Below are 20,302 nucleotides of genomic sequence, written 5' to 3'. Positions count from 1 at the left end.
TTTTTGGCAGGGTGATAATGCCCGGCGTCACCGGGCAAGTGCAGAGTTACTTAATGAATGGGCGGGTCAGCAGACCGACAGGGCCAGTGGTGTACCAGCGACGGTTGCCGCGACTGCGTGAGTCGCGCCCAACGGCCTGCGTCAGGCGGTCGAGGATAATGGCGAGGATCACAATCCCGACGCCGCCAACGGTGGCAAGCCCCATATCCAGACGACCGATACCGCGAAGTACCATCTGACCCAGCCCGCCGACGGCAATCATCGAGGCGATGACCACCATAGAAAGGGCCAGCATCAGCGTCTGGTTAACGCCCGCCATAATGGTTGGCATCGCCAGTGGTAACTGAACTTTGAACAGCATCTGGCGCGGGCTGGCACCGAATGAGCGCGAGGCTTCAATCAGATCCGCCGGAACCTGGTTAATTCCCAGAATCGTCAGACGGATAATCGGCGGCAGCGCAAAGATGATTGTCACCACCACGCCCGGCACGTTACCGATACCAAACAGCATGACGATTGGCACCAGATAAACAAACGCGGGCGTGGTCTGCATGGCATCAAGCAGTGGACGAATAATTTTCGCCGCTCGCGGACTTCTCGCCAGCCAGATCCCCAACGGCAAACCTATGACGATACAGAACAGCAGGGCGGTTAACACCAGCGCCAGGGTAACCATGGCCTGCGACCAGGCACCGATTGCGCCGATGGCAATCAGCGAAACCAGCGTCGCCACGCCCATTCCGACCCCGGAAATCTGCCAGGCGATGAGAGCGAAAACGATAATCGCCACCGGCGCGGGCATACCCAGCAGCAATTGCTGGAAACCGTTGAGGATGTAATCAACCGGAAGGCGCACGCCCTGAAAGACGGGACGAAAATGGGTAACGACCCAGTCGATCCCTTCAGTGACCCAACTGTCGAGCGGGATTAGCGTTTTATGGAACGGATCGAGAATATTAAAATGCTCGACGTTTGGCGCAGGCGTACTGGTCAGCCAGTCAGCGCCACCGCCGTCAGTCGGTGCAGTCGCCGGTGTACCCCAGGCGTCTGCGGATTGTGCAGCACTGTCCGCCGCTGGCGTGGTATCCCACGGATTATTTTGATCAGCCATTATTTACCCCCTCACGATCTAAAGCGCGCAGCAGCATTCCTTTCGAAATAATGCCGACATACTGTTGGTCCTCGTCGACCACGGGCACCGCACAGGGTGCCTGTCCGACATGAGAGAGCAACTCGCTAAGAGGCGTTTGTGCATCGACCGCTAACGGCGCATCAATCAGCGCCGCATCAAGACCTTGCTGCTGCGTTAACGCGGTTTTAAGCGAATCGATAGACACTGCGCCGACAAACTTATTACCACGTTCGATGACGTAGCCATATTCGCGATCTTCATCCTGCAATAATTTCAGTGCCGAACGCGGGCCGAAGCCGGGGGTTTTACGAATTAAGCCGTTCGGTGTCCGGCGAGCAATATCTTTCGCACTGAATACCTGACTAATATCGACGCCACGGAAGAAGGTACGGACATAATCATTCGCCGGATTATTAAGAATTTCATCCGGTGTACCAACCTGCACCACTTCACCATTTTGCATAATGGCAATTCGGTCACCAATACGCATAGCTTCATCGAGATCGTGGGAAATAAAGACAATGGTGCGCTGATGTTTCGCCTGTAATTTTACCAGCTCATCCTGCATCTCGGTGCGAATTAATGGATCGAGCGCCGAGAAGGCTTCGTCCATTAATAATATATCCGGATTAATCGCTAACGCGCGGGCTAATCCCACACGTTGACGCATCCCGCCAGAGAGTTCATCCGGGTAGCTGTGGGCATAATTTTCCAGCCCGACCTGACGCAGTGCATCAAGGGCTTTTTCCCGGCGTCCTTCGGCATTAATTCCGGCCAGTTCCATACCGAACGCAGTATTGTCCAGCACGGTCATATGCGGCATTAAGGCAAAGGACTGGAATACCATCGCAATCTTTTTTCTGCGCACCTCACGGAGTTCGGCGTCGGATATTTTGGCAATATCCACACCATCAATCAGCACTTGCCCGCGGGTGGGTTCAATCAGGCGATTGAGAAGGCGTACCATTGTGGATTTACCCGAACCGGATAATCCCATGATGACAAATATCTCGCCTTCTTCAATGGCCAGACTGGCGTCTTTTACGCCAAGCGATAGCCCAGTTTTTTCAAGAATTTGTTCTTTTGAAAGTCCTTGTTCGATATATTTGAAAGCTCGCTGTGGATGCTCACCAAATATTTTATAAAGATTTTTAATTTCTAATTTAATTGCCATGCAATAGAAAGATTCCTGTTATTTGTTTATGTCGATACATTACCCAATGGAAATAGTCACTTTTTTCTACCCTAACATACTGAGAATCTGAGGCAACCCCTGATGGCAAATGTGGCATGAATATTGATGTGAGCAAATCGCCGGAATTTCCCATGATATAAGGGCTGAGAGCAAATCGAGAAAAGTTGATATTTTTTATCAAAGATAGCAAAAAAACGCCTGAATATTGTGGTTTCAGGCGAATAATGCAACAGAGTATCAGTGTAGATCACCACAAATTATTTGCGTGATATAAAGCTATTTGGCGGGAATTATTTCCCTGCAGCGGGTAGTGATATTTTTGAAAATAACCCCCTCAGAAATTCCAGTCTTCATCTTCTGTTTCGACCGCTTTTCCCATCACATATGAAGAGCCTGAACCGGAAAAGAAATCGTGATTTTCATCGGCATTCGGCGAAAGCGCGGCGAGGATTGCCGGATTCACTTCCGCCATTTCTGCGGGAAATAGCGGTTCGTAGCCCAGATTCATCAACGCTTTATTGGCGTTGTAACAGAGAAACGCTTTTACATCGTCAGACCACGGGGTTTCGGCGTACAGCTCATCGGTATATTGCAACTCGTTGTCATAGAGTTCCAGCAACAAATCGAAGGCGAAACTCTTCAACTCTTCACGTTGTGCCAGGGAGATTTTTTCCAGTTTTTTCTGATATTTATAGCCGATGTAGTAACCGTGGACTGCTTCATCCCGGATAATCAGACGGATCAGGTCTGCGGTATTGGTTAGCTTTCCGCGGCTGGAAAAATACATCGGCAGCCAGAAACCGGAATAGAACAAAAAAGATTCAAGAAACACACTGGCGATTTTCTTTTTCAGCGGATCATCACCGCGATAATGTTGCTGAATAATCTGTGCTTTTCGCTGCAACGGCGCGTTTTCTTCACTCCAGGCGTAGGCGGCATCGACATCTTTGGTCTGGCACAGCGTCGAGAAAATTGAACTGTAAGAGCGGGCATGAACCGCTTCCATAAAGCTGATATTTGATAATACCGCCTCTTCATGGGGGGTGAGTGCATCGGGCATCAGCGAGGGCGCGCCGATAACATTTTGTAGCGTGTCGAGTAGCGTCAGGCCAGTAAAAACGCGCATTGTTAGTTGTTGTTCTACGACACTTAATGTCTGCCATGCAGGTATATCGTTCGACAGTGGCACCTTTTCTGGTAGCCAGAAATTGCTGGTCAGGCGATTCCACACCTCCAGATCTTTATCGTCAGATATCTTGTTCCAGTTGATGGCGCTGATACGAGAGAGTTTCATAGATATTCCTTAAAGTGCACAGGAGACGCAGCCTTCAATTTCAGTGCCTTCCAGCGCCATCTGACGCAGGCGAATGTAATAGAGCGTTTTGATACCCTTGCGCCAGGCGTAAATCTGCGCTTTGTTGATATCGCGAGTGGTGGCGGTATCGGGGAAAAACAGCGTCAGCGACAGCCCCTGATCGACATGGCGAGTCGCTTCCGCGTAGGTGTCGATGATCTTTTCTGCGCCGATTTCGTAAGCGTCCTGATACAGCGCCAGATTTTCGTTAGTCATAAACGGGGCAGGGTAGTAAACGCGTCCTGTTTTGCCCTCTTTGCGTATCTCTACTTTCGCCACAATCGGATGAATACTCGACGTGGCATGGTTGATATAAGAGATAGAACCGGTTGGGGGCACCGCCTGGAGATTCTGGTTGTATATGCCATAGCACATCACGTCGTCGCGCAGCTGCGCCCACATCTCACGGGTAGGTAACGTAACACCACTACGGGCAAACAGTTCGCCAACTTTCGCCGTTTTCGGCTGCCAGTTACTTTGCAGATATTGGCTGAAATATTCACCACTGGCATAGCGTGACTGTTTGAACCCGGCGAAGGTTTCACCGCGTTCGCGCGCCAGCAACATCGAGGTACGCAGTGCGTGCCAGGTGATGGTATAGAAATAGAGATTGGTGAAATCCAGTGCTTCCGGCGAACCATAAGCGATGCCTTCTCGCGCCAGATAACCGTGTAAATTCATCTGCCCCAGACCGATGGCGTGTGAGGCGGCATTTCCGGCTTCGATGGACGGCACACTGCGGATATGACTCATATCTGACACCGCCGTTAAACCGCGTACGGCAGTCTCTACCGTGCGGGCAAAGTCGGGGGAATCCATGGTGTGGGCAATATTCAACGAACCTAAATTGCAGGAAATATCATGGCCTGTACGGGCATAGTCGAGATTCTCGTCATAATCTGAGGCGCTGTTAACCTGCAAAATTTCTGAGCAGAGATTGCTCATATTTATGCGCCCGGCGATAGGGTTAGCACGGTTAACCGTGTCTTCATACATGATGTACGGATAGCCAGACTCAAACTGGATCTCTGCCAGTCGCTGGAAGAAATCACGGGCGTTGAGGTATTTTTTGCGAATGCGTTCATCGGCAACCAGTTCGTCATAGTGTTCACTGATGGCGACATCGGCAAACGGCTTGCCATAAACCCGCTCAACGTCATAGGGCGAAAACAGCGCCATCTGCGCATTCTCTTTCGCCAGATGGAAAGTGATATCCGGGATCACCACGCCCAGCGACAGTGTTTTAATGCGGATTTTTTCGTCGGCATTTTCCCGTTTTGTATCGAGAAAACGCAGAATATCGGGATGATGAGCATGTAAATAGACTGCCCCAGCCCCCTGACGCGCGCCGAGTTGGTTGGCATAGGAAAATGCGTCTTCCAGCATTTTCATCACCGGAATCACGCCAGAAGATTGATTTTCAATACGTTTAATTGGCGCGCCCGCTTCCCGCAGATTCGACAGCAAAAATGCTACGCCGCCGCCGCGTTTCGACAGTTGTAGTGCGGAATTTACTGCCCGGCCAATCGACTCCATATTGTCTTCAATACGCAGCAGAAAACAGGAAACCAGTTCGCCGCGCTGCTGCTTACCGCAGTTGAGGAATGTTGGCGTGGCTGGCTGAAAGCGTCCTGACAGCATCTCATCAGTGAGCTGCGTCGCTAGTGTTTCATCGCCTTGTGCCAGCGTCAGCGCCACCATCGTGACGCGATCGGCAAAATCTTCCAGATAACGCTTACCGTCGAATGTCTTCAACGTATAGCTGGTGTAAAACTTCCATGCTCCGAGGAATGTCTGGAAACGAAAACCGCTGGCGTGCGCGTGGGCAAACAGCGTAATGACAAAATCGCGAGAGTAGCGATTAAGGACGCTTTCATCATAGTAACCTTCGTTAACCAGCCAGTTCAGGCGCTGCTGCTGGCTACTGAAGGCCACACTGTTCGGACGCACATGCGTTGTCATAAAGGCGTCTACTGCCTGGCGATCTTTATCGAACTGAATGCGACCTGCGCTATCGTAAAGGTTAAGCATCGCATTCAGAGCGTGATAATCCATCGTTTCCTGCGTCAGGCGTTCTGCGGTTGTCGTTGCCAAAATTCGGTTACTCCTTTACGAACGTTTTCGATATCGCTTTGCGTACCCATGAGTTCAAAGCGGTACAGCCACGGCACGCCGCATTTCCGGGCAATCACATCTCCGGCGCGGCCATATGCCTCACCAAAGTTGCGATTACCCGAAGCAATAACGCCGCGCAGCAACGCCCGGTTATGCTCGTCGTTTAAAAAGCGAATGACCTGTCGTGGCACCGCGCCAGCCGTACCGCCGCCGCCGTAAGAGGGCACGATCAGGATGTAAGGCTCGTCTACCTGAATCCGTTCCCGCTCATTGAGCGGGATGCGCACCGCGGGCAGCCCTAAACGTTCGATAAAACGCTGCGTATTTTCGGAGCTGCTGGAAAAGTAGACGAGCTGGCTCATGCACTGGCCGCGTGTGGCGCTGGATGCAGACGATTGATCATGTCCGGGCGGAAACCAGACCAGCTAAGATCGCCTGCAATCACAACCGGCAACTGACGAAAGCCCTGAGCACGCAGCGCTTCTGCCGCTTCAGGAACGCGATCGACATTAATCATTTCAAAATCAAAGCCCCGGTTTTCCATCGCCCGTTTGGTGGCGTGGCACTGAACGCAATCGTTACGAGTGTAAATAGTAATGCGCATGATTCGTATTTCCGTTTAAAATGAAGATACGGCGCGATGATACGCGTCGGGTTGTCTCTCTGTTGATACAGAGATACTAGATGTAGTTGAAAAAAGATTCAACCACACAAGATATGGGAATTTTAGATTGATTACGCCACCGATGAATGGCTCAACGGGGTAGGGGATTTTGTGTTTTTTTGCCGGGCGAATACCCGGCATCAAGAAGTTACATCCGCATGGAAACGGCCAGACGGTTAAAACAATTCATCAGCCCGATGGCAAACGTTAAGTCGCTGATCTCTGCTGCGCTGAAATGCTCAAGCAAAGGCTGATAAACCTCGTCTTCCGCATGGGTTCTGGCAATTTCGGTTACCGATTCCGCCCATGCCAGCGCCGCCCGCTCGCGTTCATCAAAATGATGGCTTACGCGCCAACCTGCCAGGGCGTCCAGTTTGTGCTGTGGCACGCCGGATTTGCGCAATGCTTTGCTGTGCATCTCCAGACAAAATGCGCAGCCGTTGATTTGCGAGACGCGCAAATAAACTAACTCCATCAACGTGGTATCCAGTGTGCTATTTTCCAGTGCCGTTTTGGCCTGCACTAGTGCGTTATACACTGCCGGGCTAAGTTCGTAGTAAGGCTGACGTAATGTAGTCATACAGTTTCTCCTCTTATTAACGCCCGCAATGTAGCACTATAATGGACTGCTAAAGAGAGCCATAAATTACCTAAAAAAGCAGACCATATGCCGCGCTATCAGGATATCGCCCGTCAGTTAAAAACGGCTATTGAGCAAGGGGAACTGAAACCCGGCGCAAGGCTGCCTTCAAGTCGTACCTGGTCGCAGGAGCTGGGGGTGTCTCGATCCACTGTCGAAAATGCGTATGCTGAGCTGGTGGCGCAAGGATGGCTGATCAGGCGGGGACAGGCTGGCACATTTGTCAGTGAGCGGATATATCCGCAACAATCTACTGTACAAGTTGTAGCTTTTGCCGGTGAAAGTCAGCAACCGTTGCCATTTCAAATGGGATTACCCGCACTCGATCTCTTTCCGCGAGAGCTGTGGGCGCGGGTGATGGGGCGTCGCCTTCGTACCCAGACGCGCTTTGATTTGGCGTTAGGCGATGTCTGCGGTGAGGCGGCGTTGCGCGAGGCAATAGTTGATTACTTACGCGTTTCACGTGGGATTGATTGTCAGCCAGAGCAGGTCTTTATCACTCACGGTTATGCGGCCTCAATAGCTTTAATTCTGCACGCGCTGGCGAAACCGGGAAACGGGATGTGGATAGAAGATCCCGGCTTTCCACTGATTCGCCCGATTGTCACTCGCCATGATGTGGAAATTTTGCCTGTGCCGGTTGATGACAATGGACTGGATATCACAAGCGGAATACAAAATTATCCTGATGCGCGTTTTGCCCTGATAACACCAGCACACCAAAGTCCGCTGGGTGTGGCGCTCTCTTTAGCGCGCAGGCATCAGATACTGGAATGGGCAGATCGTAGTCAGGCATGGATTATTGAAGATGATTATGACAGTGAGTTTCGCTATCACGGTAAGCCGTTACCGGCGTTGAAAAGTCTCGACGCACCGCAGCGGGTAATTTATGCCGGAACATTCAGCAAAGCGCTATTTCCTGCATTGCGCTGTGCGTGGCTGGTGGTGCCGGTGAAGCAAATTGCACAATTCCGCCACCAGGCGTCACTGGCTCCATGTGCGGTACCTGTTCTATGGCAGAACACACTGGCAGACTTTCTTCGCGAGGGGCATTTCTGGCGGCATCTGAAGAAAATGCGTCAGCATTATGCTCAACGTCGGCAATGGATTGAGCAAGCGTTGACGCAGCAAGGATTTCAGGTTGTGCCGCAGAAAGGTGGTATCCAGATGGTGATCAGAATGATAGGCGATGATATTGCCCATGCGCGTAAAGCCAATGCTGCAGGCCTTGCGGTGCAGGCACTTAGCGACTGGCGTATCCGTTCAAGTGGGGAAGGTGGATTACTGCTTTCGTTTACTAATATCGTTAACGAAGGTATGGCGCGACAGGTAGCACAACAATTACGTAAAGCCTTAAGCTAAAAAACCCCGAAGCCAGGCTTCGGGGTCAAAGACGCGTATTTATTATCATTTTTGCATTACGATTTGCGCATGCTTAACAGTGCGCCGATAAAAATACCCACCGCTGCCGCTGTACCCACACTACACCAGGGTCTTTCACGAACAAAAGAATCCGCGCAGCCAACGGCATCGCGCGCGGCTTGCTGGACGCGAGTACGACCATGCATCCGCGCCCTGGTTTCTTTCAGTAGAGCCTGCGCTTTACTACGAGCGGCTTCGGCTTCCCCTTTGGCGTCGCTGCACCAGGACTTCAATACAGATTCGAGACTGTCAGCTAATTGATTGACATCATTCTGGATATCTTGCACGCCATCATCAACGTCGTTGCGGTTCGGTCGGTTAAACATATGATCCCCCATTAGAATTCGATGTAATTTTCAGTGTAGACCATAATTTTCTTAACTGAGGTTCATCGCGGCTTTATGGACTTTTCTGAAAGCGTTGTGAATGCGCAATCAGGTAAGGTAGGCCCGCGGTTGATAATAACGAGGATCAAATATGTATTTACGACCAGACGAGGTGGCGCGCGTACTTGAAAAAGTCGGTTTTACTGTCGATGTGGTAACCCAGAAAGCGTATGGTTACCGCCGTGGGGAAAATTATGTCTATGTTAATCGCGAAGCGCGAATGGGACGTACCGCCCTGGTGATTCATCCAACATTAAAAGAACGTAGTTCAACACTGGCTGAACCCGCTTCCGATATTAAAACTTGCGATCATTACCAGCAATTTCCGCTCTATTTAGCGGGTGAACGTCATGAGCATTACGGTATCCCGCATGGCTTTAGTTCGCGTGTTGCGCTTGAACGTTATTTGAATGGTTTATTTGGCGAAGCCAGTTAAAGACGCGACTGGCGATGCCAGTCGCGAAAAGAAGGGTCAGGCTTTTACCTGCTGGTAACGGCTGACTTTAAACAGTCGGCGGCAATAATCGAGGAAGTAGCCATAAACCGCCCCCATCAACATCGAAACAACGATGTTTGAACTGACTGCCGCCATAATCTGATGCCAGTCTGCGCCCACCACTAACAAGATCGCCACATACACCGGTGACTGGAACGTCACATAAGCCAGGATATCCGCCAGATTTTTTATCCAGCCCGACGGGCTAACTTTGCGTGCCGCGCGCATAAACAGATCGCGGTACATACCGTATGGCCATGCAATTAAGATGTTCACCGGAATCGCTACCAATCTGGAATAAAAAGACTGTTCGAAGCTCATTCCGGAGAGGAAAACTTCAATACACATGTTCACGACAGAACAGTAAACAACCATCGCGAACGTATCTGCAACTGCATGACGCAAGCGTGACTGCGGTGAGAACATGCTAATGCTCCTTAATAAAAGCGTAATGGGATGTTAATGGAGATGAAAGCAGTGGATCTCATTGCCATCTGCATTTTCGCATAGCGTATATCGCTGGCTATGACTAATCAATTAGTGAAAAATTTTTATTTAATCTGTTTTTGTAGATAAAATATTCCGTAACAGCGCGTTTTTTGTACATTGTGGATTTTTACATGCCGATATGATTTATTTTTAATTAAATCAATTGGATATGTGTTTACCTTTATTATCACTCATGAAGGTTTGGGGGTGAGGTAACGCTATAAGCGTAGAGAATTCGGTGTATGTCGTGACCGGGTCATTTTCAGCATTTTTTATGCCAGAAAATGTACATTGACAGCAGAAAGCACCAGTGAGGGGTGTTTCCATTTATTCGGTTAAATTGCATTTTTATTCATTTTTGTTTTGTCAGGCTTGCGGAATTAGCGAGCAGAGAGCGCCGCTCTGCTCACAAATAACCGAAATTACTCATCAAAATGGCTAATATATAATCTTGAAATTATTCTGAGAGTTTCAGAAAATAACAGCTGAAATAATCTCGCGCAGGACTGTAAATAGATTAAATTTTGTGGAAATATAATAAGTGATCGCTTACACTACGCGACGAAATACTTTTTTGTTTTGGCGTTAAAAGGTTTTCTTTATTATGTCCGTAATGTTACAAAGTTTAAATAACATTCGCACCCTCCGTGCGATGGCTCGCGAATTCTCCATTGACGTTCTTGAAGAAATGCTCGAAAAATTCAGGGTTGTCACTAAAGAAAGACGTGAAGAAGAAGAACAGCAGCAGCGTGAACTGGCAGAGCGCCAGGAAAAAATTAGCACCTGGCTGGAGCTGATGAAAGCTGACGGAATTAACCCGGAAGAGTTATTGGGTAATAGCTCCGCGGCCGCCCCACGCGCTGGTAAAAAACGCCAGCCGCGTCCGGCGAAATATAAATTCACCGATGTTAACGGTGAAACTAAAACCTGGACCGGTCAGGGCCGTACACCGAAGCCAATCGCTCAGGCGCTGGCAGAAGGTAAATCTCTCGACGATTTCCTGATCTAATTACTGAGGCCGGATGCCGCCGCTATGGCGCGTCCGGCGTCGCTTCTCAAGCTCGTTGGTTCCACGGCATCTTATCTAACAACCTTGCCATCCCACAAAAACCGCTAATTCCTGCAAACAGTAACCCGGCACCAACAAAGCCGCTTAATAAGAAGAAACCGCTATTTACGGTATAACCCAGTATAACGCCGATTAATATTAAACCACCCGCAGCGATCTGCACCTGGCGCATTAACGGCAAGGGTTGAGATTTATTTACCGCTACTAGTAATCCTGCTTTTTTCCAGCCATCAATCCCATCTTCGAGTAAAAAGATTTCTGCGGGGGCGGCAATCGCTGCTAATTTATCGGCGTTATTACTGGTGCGTTTACCTGCCTGGCAGTGGAATATAATTTGCTCGCGACGTAATTTAGCCGGAAGACCTGACTGTTCCAGCACGGATAATGGAGCCAGATCTGCTTCAGGAATATGTTCACGAAGATATTCATCAGCGTCACGAATATCGATTAACTTTGCGCCGCGTGCGATTAATTCTTGTGCATCATGCGGCGAAATGGTTGTCAAAGCCATAGTGACTCCTTACGGACAATAGACATTTTTCAGGGTGGCGATAATGGCATTTACCGCCTCATTTTTAATGGAATATAGAATGCGTTGGGCATCCCGTTGTCTGTCGATAAGCCCTTCGTCCCGCATACGAGCGAGATGCTGTGATGTCGCAGAGGCACTCAGTCCGGTAATGCGCGTCAGCTCTCCCGCACTGGTGCCGGGGGAACCGCTAAGCATGCACAGAATCAGCAACCGTTTAGGGTGGCTCATTGCTTTCAATAAGGCCGCTGCCTGTTCGGCACTGGCCTGCAATTGCGCGAGTTCAGTCATAGTTATTTAAGTATTTTCTAAATTAAGAAAACTCTAAACTAAAAATATAACATATGCCAGCATCAGCAGCGTAAATGAGAGTAAAAGCGTAAGCTGAAACTGGCAGGCTCCGCTAAAATTACTACGCTTAAGAGATAAAATCTCTTTTTAAACAATGAGTAATTTTCTTATAGGGAGTACATATGGGTTTCTGGAGAATCGTCATCACCATCATTCTGCCGCCGCTCGGCGTGCTGCTCGGTAAAGGGTTCGGTTGGGCGTTCATTATTAATATTCTGCTGACACTGCTTGGGTATATCCCCGGTTTGATTCACGCTTTCTGGGTGCAAACCCGCGATTAAACCTGTCCTCACCCCCGCGGCGTTAACGCGCCGCGTTCCTCTGCTACACTTTCTGAGTGTTTCCGTTAACGAATGAGGTAGCTATGGGTCTGTTCAATTTTGTGAAAGATGCCGGAGAAAAACTCTGGGACGCGGTTACAGGTCAGCACGATAAAGACGATCAGGCGAAGAAGGTGCAGGAGCATCTGAACAAAACCGGTATACCTGATGCCGATAAAGTGAACATTCAAATCGCCGACGGCAAAGCGACGGTCACGGGTGATGGCCTGAGTCAGGAGGCGAAGGAGAAAATCCTTGTTGCGGTGGGGAATATTTCCGGTATTGCCAGTGTCGATGATCAGGTGAAAACGGCGACACCAGCCGCTGCCAGCCAGTTTTATACCGTTAAGTCTGGCGACACTCTGAGTGCCATTTCCAAACAGGTCTACGGTAACGCCAATCTGTACAATAAAATCTTCGAAGCGAATAAACCGATGCTAAAAAGCCCGGATAAAATTTACCCGGGGCAAGTGTTGCGTATTCCTGAAGAGTAGTTAATTGCCAGCCATCGCCTGCTGGATAATGGGAATTGGCGTCAGTAAATGCTGGCGCATTAACTCACTGGCGCGCGCGGTATCTCGCGCCAGTACCGCCGCAGTCAGGGTCTGGTGCTGATCGTGTTTATCCTCCAGCATCTCCACCGAAAGCACTGTTCGCCGCAGCCAGATAAATCGATAGCGCGCCGCCAGATCAAACAACCGTTCACGCATTTGCAGCAAATAGTGAGAACCACAGCCCGCCACAATTGCAGTATGAAACGCCTGATGACGAAGATCCCACTCATCAAGCATTTTCTCACTGGCGTCACAGGCCTCCAGCTTACTGAGCAGATGCGCTTTTGCGAGAACGTCTGCCTCCCATTCATCGCCACCGCGGGCAATCGCCAGACTGACCAGCATCGCTTCCATATTGGCGCGGGCGTCGAAAATATCGAGCAGCTCCTGCTCTGACATAGACGCCACCCGATACCCTTTTTGATTCACCACCGTGACCAGCCGTTCCGCCACCAGTTGCGAAAGAGCTTCCCGTAACGGCCCAACGCCAAGTGCATAACGCGATGTCAGCAAACTCATCCGTAATTTTTCATCCGGTTGAAAATTACCGCGAATAATATCGTTCTTCAGCCAGCGATAGCCATCCAGAGACGTAATGGTCATGGTGTGACTCCTGATCATTATCAGCGCGTATTATGAACGGGTGTTTTTTGCCACAATACCAGCTTTTTCCAGCGAGCCATAATTGGCACGGTACAGATAATCCCTATCGCTAATAAGCCGGTGGAGATCACTTCTAACTGTTGCGCCGGGCGGAATAGCATCACTACCAACACAAAGGTAATAAAGCCGATGACCAGCCAGGTGAGCCACGGATAAAGCCACATCCGCAGGCGAATTTCGCTTCCTTCTGCTCGCAGAATTTTGCGCATCCGCAATTGTGAAACGGCGATGACTAAATAAACCAGCAGGGCGATAGCACCGGAGCTGTCGATCAGAAATTTAAACACTTTCGCAGGCGCGTAATAATTCACCACCACCGTTAAAAATGCCGCGCCGGTGGAGAGTAATACCGCCACATACGGGGTTTTACTGCGGTTGATTTTACCCATTACCGCGGGCGCATCACCGCGACGGCTTAAGGAGTAGAGCATTCTGGAAGCGGTATACAGCGCCGAGTTCAGGCAACTGGTTACGGAAAGTAATATCACGCAGTCCATGATTAATTTCGCATGGGGAATATTGAGCAACTCCAGAACCGAGCGATAAGATCCAACGGCTTTCAGCCCCGGCATATTCCACGGTATTAATGCCACGACGACAAAAATAGAGCACAAATAGAAGATAGAAATACGCCAGATAACCGAGTTGGTGGCGCGGACAATATGTTTTTCCGGCGTGTCAGATTCCGCGGCGGCAATAGTGACAATTTCTGCGCCCATAAACGAGAACATGGTGATCAACATCGCGCTTAATACCGCACCGAAGCCGTTGGGCATAAAGCCGCCGCTATCCCACAATCTTGAGATCCCGCTCACTTCGGCATAAGGGTAAAAACCGCTAATTGCGACTGCACCAAGGAAAATAAAGGCCAGGATAGCGATGACTTTGCACAGCGCCAGCCAGAACTCAAATTCGCCGTAGTTTTTAACGCTTAATAAATTACTGCCAGTCAAGGCGAGGGTAATGACCAGGGAAAATAACCAGATGGGAATGCCTGGAACCCACGAGTGCAGGATCATGGCGGCGATGTTGGCTTCCAGTGGGATAACCAGTACCCAAAACCACCAGTACAACCAGCCGATGGTATAGCCCGCCCAACGGCCAATGGCTTTATCGGCATAGGTGGAAAACGAACCGGTATCGGGCGTGGCAACCGCCATTTCCGCCAACATCCGCATAATCATAACCACCAGTAATCCGGCGAACAGATAGGCCAGTAATACCGCCGGGCCCGCTTCGGCGATGGCGACGCTGGAACCGACAAACAGACTTGCGCCGATAACACCGGCAATAGACAACATGGTGACGTGGCGTGACTTCAGCCCGCCGCCTAACTCATGTGGTTGCGATGATTGCCCCATCCTGAATCCTCTCGAAAGTGTGTCACTTGGGAGAGCGCCCCGACATTTCCCGCGTCGGGTCACGCGTTTAATTGTTATTGGTTCTTTTTGCCGGAGAGCGGCTCCGCCTTATCCGGCCGACATAGATTTATTCCTGTTCACGTACAGATTGTCGGATGCGGCGTAAACGCCTTATCCGACCTGGATTCTCGTAGGCCGGACAAGCCGCAAAGCGTCGCCTCCGGCATGGTGCGGTGCTACAGCTTCGCCTCAGCAAAACACTGGCTGATGATCTCCAGACCCTGACGGATCTGAGCGTCTTCAATGGTGAGCGGTACAAGGATGCGCAGCACGTTGTAATACGGGCCGCAGGAGAGAAGAATCAGACCCTTATCGCGGGCGCGTGCCACGATCTCGGCGGTGAGTTTTGCGTCCGGTTTGCTGGGATCGCCATCTTCAAACAGCTCGATGGCGATCATCGCCCCCAGCCCGCGTACGTCGCCGATCTCCGGGTGTTTTTCGGCGATCGCCAGCAATCCGTCTTTCAGCTTCTGCCCCAGAACGTTGGCTTTTTGCAGCAGATTTTCCTGCTCGAACACCTTCAACACTTCCAGCGCCGCTACGCAGGCAATCGGGTTACCGGCATAGGTGCCACCCAGTCCGCCCGGTGCGACGGCGTCCATCACTTCCGCGCGCCCGGTGACGCCCGCCAGCGGGAAACCGCCTGCGATCGATTTCGCAAAGGTGGTGAGATCTGGTGCCACGCCCATTTGCTCCATCGCAAACAGCGTGCCGGTACGCCCTGCGCCGCTCTGCACTTCATCGGCAATCAGCATGATCCCGTGCTCGTCACACAGCGCGCGTAAACGCTGCATAAAGGCTGGCGTCGCGGCGTAGAAACCGCCTTCGCCCTGAACGGGCTCAATCACGATGGCGGCGATATCTTCCGGCGCGGCATCATTTTTGAAGATCCGGTGGATGCTGGCGATAGCGTCATCCTCGCTTATGCCGTGCAGCGGGCAAGGATAAAGCGCGCGATAAACATGACCCGGCATCAGCCCCATGCCCGCAGAGTACGGATTCACCTTGCCGGTCAGCGCCAGCGTGTAATGCGTGCGCCCGTGATACGCGCCGCTAAAAGCGATGGTGCCGCTACGTTTGGTGGCGGCGCGGGCGATTTTCACCGCGTTTTCCACCGCTTCGGAACCGGTCGTAACCAGCAGCGTTTTCTTGGCGAAATCGCCCGGCACCTTCTGATTCATAATCTCGCACAGCTCCAGATACGGCTCGTAAGCCAGCACCTGGAAGCAGGTGTGCGACAGTTTTTTCAACTGCGCTTCCACCGCGGCCACCACCTTCGGATGCAGGTGCCCGGTATTGAGCACCGCAATCCCGCCCGCGAAATCAAGATACTCACGGCCTTCAACGTCCCACACCCGGCAGTTTTCCGCGCGGTCAGCGAAAATCGGGTGAATTTGCCCAACGCCACGGGGAATCGCCTGACTGCGGCGCTGCATTAACTCTTTATTGCTGCTCATTCGCGTTCTCCAGTTAAAGACCGATGCACATATATTTGATTTCTAAGTAATCTTCGATGCCATACTTCGAACCTTCACGACCCAGACCCGAGGCTTTAATGCCGCCGAACGGGGCCACTTCATTGGAAATAATGCCGGTATTGATGCCGACGATGCCGTACTCCAGCGCTTCGCCCACGCGGAAGACGCGGCTTAAATCACGGGCGTAGAAATAGGCGGCAAGGCCAAACTCGGTGTCATTGGCCTGCGCAATCACATCGGCTTCATCTTTAAAGCGGAATAGCGGGGCAAGGGGGCCGAACGTCTCTTCTTTCGACACTTTGGCGTTAGCCGGAACGTCCACCAGAATGGTCGGCTGGAAGAAGTTACCGCCGCGTTCATGTGCTTTACCGCCGCAAACCACGCGCGCGCCTTTCTCCAGCGCATCGGCAATATGCTCTTCCACTTTTGCTACCGCTTTTTCATCGATCAGCGGCCCGATGGTGACGCCTTTCTCCAGCCCGTTGCCGATGTGCAGTTTGCTCACCGCCTGCTGCAATTTTTCGGCAAAGCGGTCATACACGCCGTTCTGCACGTATAAACGGTTGGCGCAGACGCAGGTTTGCCCGGCGTTGCGGAATTTCGAGGCCAGTGCGCCTTCCACGGCTTTGTCGAGGTCGGCATCGTCAAAGACGATAAACGGCGCGTTGCCGCCCAGCTCCAGCGACACTTTCTTGATGTCTTTCGCGCACTGTTCCATTAACTGGCGGCCAATTTCGGTCGAGCCGGTAAACGACAGCTTGCGCACCAGCGGGTTGCTGGTCAGTTCGTTACCGACCGCGCCCGCCGAACCGGTGACCACGTTAAACACGCCAGCCGGAACGCCCGCGCGAATCGCCAGTTCTGCCAGCGCCAGCGCAGAGAACGGCGTCTGACTGGCGGGCTTCAGCACCATCGTGCAGCCTGCCGCCAGCGCCGGACCTGCTTTACGGGTAATCATCGCCGCCGGGAAGTTCCACGGCGTGATAGCCGCGGTGACGCCAATCGGCTGCTTGATAACAATCAGGCGTTTATCGGCCTGATGACCGGGAATGGTGTCGCCATAAATACGTTTGCCTTCTTCAGCAAACCACTCAATAAATGAGGCGGCGTAGCTGATTTCGCCTTTCGCTTCGGCCAGTGGTTTGCCCTGTTCGAGGGTCATCAGGCGCGCTAAATCGTCCTGATGCTCCATCATCAAATTGAACCAGTTGCGCAGAATGTTGGCGCGTTCTTTGGCGGTGAGCGCACGCCAGGCGGGCAGAGCGCGGTTGGCGGCGTCGATAGCGGCGCGGGTTTCATCAGCGCCCATTTTGGGTACGCTACCCAGCTTGTCGCCGTTCGCCGGATTGGTGACGTCGATGACCTCGCCATTGTTGGCGTCCAGCCATTCCCCGTTAATCAACGCCTGCTGGCGGAATAAGTTACTGTCGTTAAGTTTCATTGTTACGTCCTGTTTTCAAAGGTTATTGATTAAATGCGGCGTGTAAGGCATCCACACTACGTGCCGCTCGCAGCGTGCGTCCGGGGTTACTCTGGCTTGCCAACAGCGTTTGTACCTTGCTGACAATATGCGCACCAATAGGAATTGCTGATGTCGCTGCCGGGGAGGGCGCATTGCAGGTGTGGATCGTGCGCGGGGTGGTGACAAACAGAAAATCGTCAATCAGCTTGCCGTCCGGCGATACCGCCTGCGCCCGCACACCTGCGGGCCAGGGCTGGAGATCGCTTAACGAAAGCCGGGGACAATACTTTTGCACCAGCCGCAGATAGCCGCTTTTGCACAGCGAGTTTTTCATCTCGCCCAATCCTGAGCGTAGATGGTTTTGCAGCACCCGGCGAATCCCCGACGAGCCTAAAATCTCCAGCGTGTCACTAAACGAGAAATCGCGCTTGCGATAGCCTTCGCGTTTAAAAGCCAGCACCGCGTTTGGCCCGACGGTCACGCTGCCATCGATCATGCGGGTGAGATGCACGCCCAAAAATGGCATCGCGGGGTCGGGAATGGGGTAAATCAGGTGGTTAACAATCTGGTTATGCTCCGGCGCAAGGCGGAAATACTCGCCACGGAACGGGCAGATAATAAAGCCCGGTTCGAGGCCGAGCATTTTCACCAGCCGGTCAGCCATCAGCCCGGAACAGCTAATCAGCGTCGATGCTTCATATTCACCGCCCTGACGGGTACGTATCACCACGCCGTTTTTATGCTCACTGAGGGCGCTGACTTCGGCGTTATAAATAATCTCGCCGCCTCTGGCCTGGAAGATTTTTGCCATCGCCGCCGTCACTTCGCGATAGCTGACAATGCCGCTGGACGGCACAAAAATGCCGCCGAGCCCGGTGATATTCGGTTCGCGCTCGCGCAGTTCCTCGGCGTTTAACCACTCGCGCTCGATACCGTTCGCCGCCGTGCGTTCCCACAACGCGCGCATCCGTTCCATTTCGAGTTCAGAGGTGGCGACCAGCATCTTGCCGCAGTTGTCATAGCGAATGCCGTTTTGATCGCAAAAGGCTTTGGTGGCGCGGTTTCCCGCCAGGCAAAACTGTGCCTTCAGGCTACCGGGCGTGTAATAGACCCCGGCATGGATCACGCCGCTGTTGTGGCCCGTCTGATGAAAGGCCGGGCCGGACTCTTTTTCCAGCAACGCAATGCGGGCATCCGGATAAACATCAATCAGTTGCATGGCGGTCGACATGCCGATGATGCCGCCGCCAATAATCACAAAATCATACATCCGCTCAATTCCTTTGCGCTTACTGATGCGTCTGGTAGTGGTTAGTGGCGTAAGCGAAATAGCCACGCTGACGCATCAGTTCACGGCGCAGATCCGGGTGCGGAGTAAAGCGGTCGCGACCGTGCAGCCAGAATAGATTGTTAATCAACAGGAATTTGCCAACGGGAACGGGCACAGAAAGAATGCCTTTGCTGGTTTCAATGGCATCGGAAAGCTCACTCAGCCACACGCCTTCTTCGAAGTCTTTTGGCTGGACGAACTGGTCGATATAACGCATCACCGGGCGACCCTGTTGATCAACGTCGAACACTGGATGGAAAACATCTTTGCTGACGTTTTTGCTCGGCGGCGCGGCAAAGCGCATCGGGCGACGCGCCAGCGGGTGGCGGAAATAGTGGTCCAGATGTTCCCAGTCATCGAGATGCAGCAGCAACGAATTTCCACCCTGCATGTTCTGCTCGTCGATTTTCATCATCAGCACATAGTCGGTGATCTCTTCGACGTAGGTGCCGTCGTTGTGCAGCTCCATTACGCGGTGCGGCTGACGCAGATAGCTGTCTGAGTTATCGACATTTTTCACTACAAAACGCGCGTAATACTGACCGCTCATCGCATCGAAATTGGAACGGCCAATCAGATGCGCTACCGCCGTTGCCAGCTTCACCATCTCATCCGCTTGCTTCACATCATCGACACCCACCGCATTGATCAACAGCGCACCTTCAGCACGGTTTAGCAGGGTCTTCAACAGCAATGGTTGCAGCTGGTTCGCACACAGATCGTCAAGAATTTTGCCTACCCGAAAACGCAGAAAAGATTTGTACTCCAGCGCCTGCACGGGCCATTCGGCAACCTGTTCGAGAAACTGTTTGGTCGTCTGTTCGGTGAAGGTGAGTTCCAGCAGACGCGGGGATTGCGCCGACGGGATGAGAGTGAATCCGCTATAGTCCTGGCCTGAATCGACAGCGTTATTTTGTACGGCGGTCAGTGCATTCATCAGAAGCGATCCTCTTATGAGATGTAGGGTGACATGGCGATGCTCATTTCGTAGCCATAATCTAAAAATATCTACATTTCTGAAAAATGCGCACAAATGCGCCATATTGTTTTCTTATTGTGATCAAAAGCAACAAATTGGTAACATTTAACGTAGGGTATTAAGGCAAAGTGAGACAGGAAATGAATAACTAAAGCAACAGGTTAGGGGTGGATTACCATCAGAGAACAGATTTTCTGGTCGATAAAAAACGGTAAATGGCTTCACTGCAAAATGACCGTTAGTAAACTAAACA

22 protein-coding genes are annotated in these 20,302 nt (G+C 51.6%); 5 read left to right on the top strand and 17 right to left on the bottom strand.

Translation table 11 applies throughout. The annotated features are described in order from the left end of the window. Positions 1-46: 46 nt before the first annotated feature. The 7 genes from proW to ACJHWR_RS13880 form a co-directional block, all read right to left on the bottom strand. Positions 47-1,111 (bottom strand): glycine betaine/L-proline ABC transporter permease ProW, encoded by a 1,065-nt coding sequence (gene proW, locus ACJHWR_RS13910; protein ID WP_000774972.1) that lies wholly within the window; start codon positions 1,109-1,111, stop codon positions 47-49. Continuing rightward, the gene (proV, locus tag ACJHWR_RS13905) at positions 1,104-2,306 is read right to left on the bottom strand and encodes a glycine betaine/L-proline ABC transporter ATP-binding protein ProV (RefSeq protein WP_000985504.1); all 1,203 of its coding nucleotides are present in this window, start codon (positions 2,304-2,306) and stop codon (positions 1,104-1,106) included. The genes proW and proV overlap by 8 nt, the downstream gene beginning before the upstream one ends. Before the next feature lie 355 nt (positions 2,307-2,661). Next, a complete protein-coding gene (gene nrdF, locus ACJHWR_RS13900; protein WP_000777932.1) occupies positions 2,662-3,621 on the bottom strand; it encodes a class 1b ribonucleoside-diphosphate reductase subunit beta in 960 nt (319 codons plus the stop codon). A 9-nt stretch (positions 3,622-3,630) separates the two neighbouring features. After that, a complete protein-coding gene (gene nrdE / locus ACJHWR_RS13895) occupies positions 3,631-5,775 on the bottom strand; it encodes a class 1b ribonucleoside-diphosphate reductase subunit alpha (protein WP_000246578.1) in 2,145 nt (714 codons plus the stop codon). After that, positions 5,748-6,158 carry a class Ib ribonucleoside-diphosphate reductase assembly flavoprotein NrdI gene (gene nrdI, locus ACJHWR_RS13890; protein ID WP_000080947.1) on the bottom strand — a complete coding sequence of 137 codons (411 nt, stop codon included), beginning with the start codon at positions 6,156-6,158 and terminating at the stop codon, positions 5,748-5,750. The genes nrdE and nrdI overlap by 28 nt, the downstream gene beginning before the upstream one ends. Next, positions 6,155-6,400 (bottom strand): glutaredoxin-like protein NrdH, encoded by a 246-nt coding sequence (gene nrdH / locus ACJHWR_RS13885; protein WP_001223227.1) that lies wholly within the window; start codon positions 6,398-6,400, stop codon positions 6,155-6,157. The genes nrdI and nrdH overlap by 4 nt, the downstream gene beginning before the upstream one ends. A gap of 208 nt (positions 6,401-6,608) precedes the next feature. Continuing rightward, on the bottom strand, positions 6,609-7,040 hold the full coding sequence (locus ACJHWR_RS13880) for a carboxymuconolactone decarboxylase family protein (protein ID WP_000209797.1): 432 nt from the start codon (positions 7,038-7,040) through the stop codon (positions 6,609-6,611). A gap of 87 nt (positions 7,041-7,127) precedes the next feature. Between ACJHWR_RS13880 and ACJHWR_RS13875 the strand changes: the two genes are divergently transcribed. Continuing rightward, entirely contained in the window at positions 7,128-8,462 is a 1,335-nt protein-coding gene (locus ACJHWR_RS13875) for a PLP-dependent aminotransferase family protein (RefSeq protein ID WP_001138429.1), read from the top strand. A gap of 56 nt (positions 8,463-8,518) precedes the next feature. Here the strand turns inward: ACJHWR_RS13875 and ACJHWR_RS13870 are convergent, their stop codons facing one another. Next, the gene (locus ACJHWR_RS13870) at positions 8,519-8,848 is read right to left on the bottom strand and encodes a DUF883 domain-containing protein (RefSeq protein ID WP_001544040.1); all 330 of its coding nucleotides are present in this window, start codon (positions 8,846-8,848) and stop codon (positions 8,519-8,521) included. A gap of 151 nt (positions 8,849-8,999) precedes the next feature. On the opposite strand from ACJHWR_RS13870, the gene ACJHWR_RS13865 reads away from it, so the two are divergent. Continuing rightward, positions 9,000-9,344 carry a DUF2002 family protein gene (locus tag ACJHWR_RS13865; protein ID WP_000281320.1) on the top strand — a complete coding sequence of 115 codons (345 nt, stop codon included), beginning with the start codon at positions 9,000-9,002 and terminating at the stop codon, positions 9,342-9,344. Between the two features lie 36 nt (positions 9,345-9,380). Here the strand turns inward: ACJHWR_RS13865 and alaE are convergent, their stop codons facing one another. After that, positions 9,381-9,830 carry an L-alanine exporter AlaE gene (gene alaE / locus ACJHWR_RS13860; protein WP_000492656.1) on the bottom strand — a complete coding sequence of 150 codons (450 nt, stop codon included), beginning with the start codon at positions 9,828-9,830 and terminating at the stop codon, positions 9,381-9,383. Between the two features lie 667 nt (positions 9,831-10,497). Between alaE and stpA the strand changes: the two genes are divergently transcribed. Continuing rightward, a complete protein-coding gene (gene stpA, locus ACJHWR_RS13855) occupies positions 10,498-10,902 on the top strand; it encodes a DNA-binding protein StpA (protein ID WP_000115383.1) in 405 nt (134 codons plus the stop codon). Positions 10,903-10,948: 46 nt separating this feature from the next. Here the strand turns inward: stpA and ygaP are convergent, their stop codons facing one another. Next, on the bottom strand, positions 10,949-11,473 hold the full coding sequence (gene ygaP / locus ACJHWR_RS13850; protein ID WP_001229447.1) for a thiosulfate sulfurtransferase YgaP: 525 nt from the start codon (positions 11,471-11,473) through the stop codon (positions 10,949-10,951). Between the two features lie 9 nt (positions 11,474-11,482). Then, positions 11,483-11,782, bottom strand: coding sequence for an ArsR/SmtB family transcription factor (locus ACJHWR_RS13845; RefSeq protein WP_000137279.1), 300 nt, complete (start codon positions 11,780-11,782; stop codon positions 11,483-11,485). 182 nt (positions 11,783-11,964) lie between these two features. Between ACJHWR_RS13845 and ACJHWR_RS13840 the strand changes: the two genes are divergently transcribed. Both ACJHWR_RS13840 and kbp read left to right on the top strand, forming a co-directional pair. Further along, complete coding sequence (locus ACJHWR_RS13840) at positions 11,965-12,123, top strand: YqaE/Pmp3 family membrane protein (RefSeq protein WP_000508177.1); 159 nt, start codon at positions 11,965-11,967, stop codon at positions 12,121-12,123. A gap of 83 nt (positions 12,124-12,206) precedes the next feature. Then, positions 12,207-12,656, top strand: coding sequence for a potassium binding protein Kbp (kbp, locus tag ACJHWR_RS13835; RefSeq protein ID WP_000522413.1), 450 nt, complete (start codon positions 12,207-12,209; stop codon positions 12,654-12,656). Here kbp and csiR read toward each other — a convergent pair whose 3' ends face one another. From csiR to glaH, 6 genes are all read right to left on the bottom strand, one after another. Further along, positions 12,657-13,319: a DNA-binding transcriptional regulator CsiR gene (gene csiR / locus ACJHWR_RS13830; RefSeq protein ID WP_000156811.1), complete on the bottom strand. Its 663-nt coding sequence runs from the start codon at positions 13,317-13,319 to the stop codon at positions 12,657-12,659. Between the two features lie 20 nt (positions 13,320-13,339). After that, positions 13,340-14,740: a GABA permease gene (gene gabP / locus ACJHWR_RS13825; protein WP_001295173.1), complete on the bottom strand. Its 1,401-nt coding sequence runs from the start codon at positions 14,738-14,740 to the stop codon at positions 13,340-13,342. Positions 14,741-14,976: 236 nt separating this feature from the next. Beyond that, complete coding sequence (gabT, locus tag ACJHWR_RS13820; RefSeq protein WP_000097656.1) at positions 14,977-16,257, bottom strand: 4-aminobutyrate--2-oxoglutarate transaminase; 1,281 nt, start codon at positions 16,255-16,257, stop codon at positions 14,977-14,979. Positions 16,258-16,270: 13 nt separating this feature from the next. Next, the gene (gene gabD, locus ACJHWR_RS13815) at positions 16,271-17,719 is read right to left on the bottom strand and encodes an NADP-dependent succinate-semialdehyde dehydrogenase (protein WP_000772867.1); all 1,449 of its coding nucleotides are present in this window, start codon (positions 17,717-17,719) and stop codon (positions 16,271-16,273) included. A gap of 22 nt (positions 17,720-17,741) precedes the next feature. Further along, positions 17,742-19,010, bottom strand: coding sequence for an L-2-hydroxyglutarate oxidase (gene lhgO, locus ACJHWR_RS13810; protein WP_000272000.1), 1,269 nt, complete (start codon positions 19,008-19,010; stop codon positions 17,742-17,744). A 19-nt stretch (positions 19,011-19,029) separates the two neighbouring features. Then, positions 19,030-20,007, bottom strand: coding sequence for a glutarate dioxygenase GlaH (glaH, locus tag ACJHWR_RS13805; RefSeq protein WP_000993114.1), 978 nt, complete (start codon positions 20,005-20,007; stop codon positions 19,030-19,032). Between the last annotated feature and the right edge of the window lie 295 nt (positions 20,008-20,302).

This window comes from Escherichia sp. WS568 (assembly GCF_046486085.1).
In the GTDB taxonomy this organism is placed as follows: Bacteria; Pseudomonadota; Gammaproteobacteria; order Enterobacterales; family Enterobacteriaceae; genus Escherichia; species Escherichia coli.
The sequence above is the reverse complement of the archived record's forward strand: the minus strand, read 5'-3'. Positions and strand labels throughout refer to the sequence as shown.

Bases quoted from the DNA above. Each gene is read 5' to 3' on its own strand.
- proW (WP_000774972.1), bottom strand. From the start codon at position 1,111: ATGGCTGATCAAAATAATCCGTGGGATACCACGCCAGCGGCGGACAGT.
- proV (WP_000985504.1), bottom strand. From the start codon at position 2,306: ATGGCAATTAAATTAGAAATTAAAAATCTTTATAAAATATTTGGTGAG.
- nrdF (WP_000777932.1), bottom strand. From the start codon at position 3,621: ATGAAACTCTCTCGTATCAGCGCCATCAACTGGAACAAGATATCTGAC.
- nrdI (WP_000080947.1), bottom strand. From the start codon at position 6,158: ATGAGCCAGCTCGTCTACTTTTCCAGCAGCTCCGAAAATACGCAGCGT.
- nrdH (WP_001223227.1), bottom strand. From the start codon at position 6,400: ATGCGCATTACTATTTACACTCGTAACGATTGCGTTCAGTGCCACGCC.
- ACJHWR_RS13880 (WP_000209797.1), bottom strand. From the start codon at position 7,040: ATGACTACATTACGTCAGCCTTACTACGAACTTAGCCCGGCAGTGTAT.
- ACJHWR_RS13875 (WP_001138429.1), top strand. From the start codon at position 7,128: ATGCCGCGCTATCAGGATATCGCCCGTCAGTTAAAAACGGCTATTGAG.
- ACJHWR_RS13870 (WP_001544040.1), bottom strand. From the start codon at position 8,848: ATGTTTAACCGACCGAACCGCAACGACGTTGATGATGGCGTGCAAGAT.
- ACJHWR_RS13865 (WP_000281320.1), top strand. From the start codon at position 9,000: ATGTATTTACGACCAGACGAGGTGGCGCGCGTACTTGAAAAAGTCGGT.
- alaE (WP_000492656.1), bottom strand. From the start codon at position 9,830: ATGTTCTCACCGCAGTCACGCTTGCGTCATGCAGTTGCAGATACGTTC.
- stpA (WP_000115383.1), top strand. From the start codon at position 10,498: ATGTCCGTAATGTTACAAAGTTTAAATAACATTCGCACCCTCCGTGCG.
- ygaP (WP_001229447.1), bottom strand. From the start codon at position 11,473: ATGGCTTTGACAACCATTTCGCCGCATGATGCACAAGAATTAATCGCA.
- ACJHWR_RS13845 (WP_000137279.1), bottom strand. From the start codon at position 11,782: ATGACTGAACTCGCGCAATTGCAGGCCAGTGCCGAACAGGCAGCGGCC.
- ACJHWR_RS13840 (WP_000508177.1), top strand. From the start codon at position 11,965: ATGGGTTTCTGGAGAATCGTCATCACCATCATTCTGCCGCCGCTCGGC.
- kbp (WP_000522413.1), top strand. From the start codon at position 12,207: ATGGGTCTGTTCAATTTTGTGAAAGATGCCGGAGAAAAACTCTGGGAC.
- csiR (WP_000156811.1), bottom strand. From the start codon at position 13,319: ATGACCATTACGTCTCTGGATGGCTATCGCTGGCTGAAGAACGATATT.
- gabP (WP_001295173.1), bottom strand. From the start codon at position 14,740: ATGGGGCAATCATCGCAACCACATGAGTTAGGCGGCGGGCTGAAGTCA.
- gabT (WP_000097656.1), bottom strand. From the start codon at position 16,257: ATGAGCAGCAATAAAGAGTTAATGCAGCGCCGCAGTCAGGCGATTCCC.
- gabD (WP_000772867.1), bottom strand. From the start codon at position 17,719: ATGAAACTTAACGACAGTAACTTATTCCGCCAGCAGGCGTTGATTAAC.
- lhgO (WP_000272000.1), bottom strand. From the start codon at position 19,010: ATGTATGATTTTGTGATTATTGGCGGCGGCATCATCGGCATGTCGACC.
- glaH (WP_000993114.1), bottom strand. From the start codon at position 20,007: ATGAATGCACTGACCGCCGTACAAAATAACGCTGTCGATTCAGGCCAG.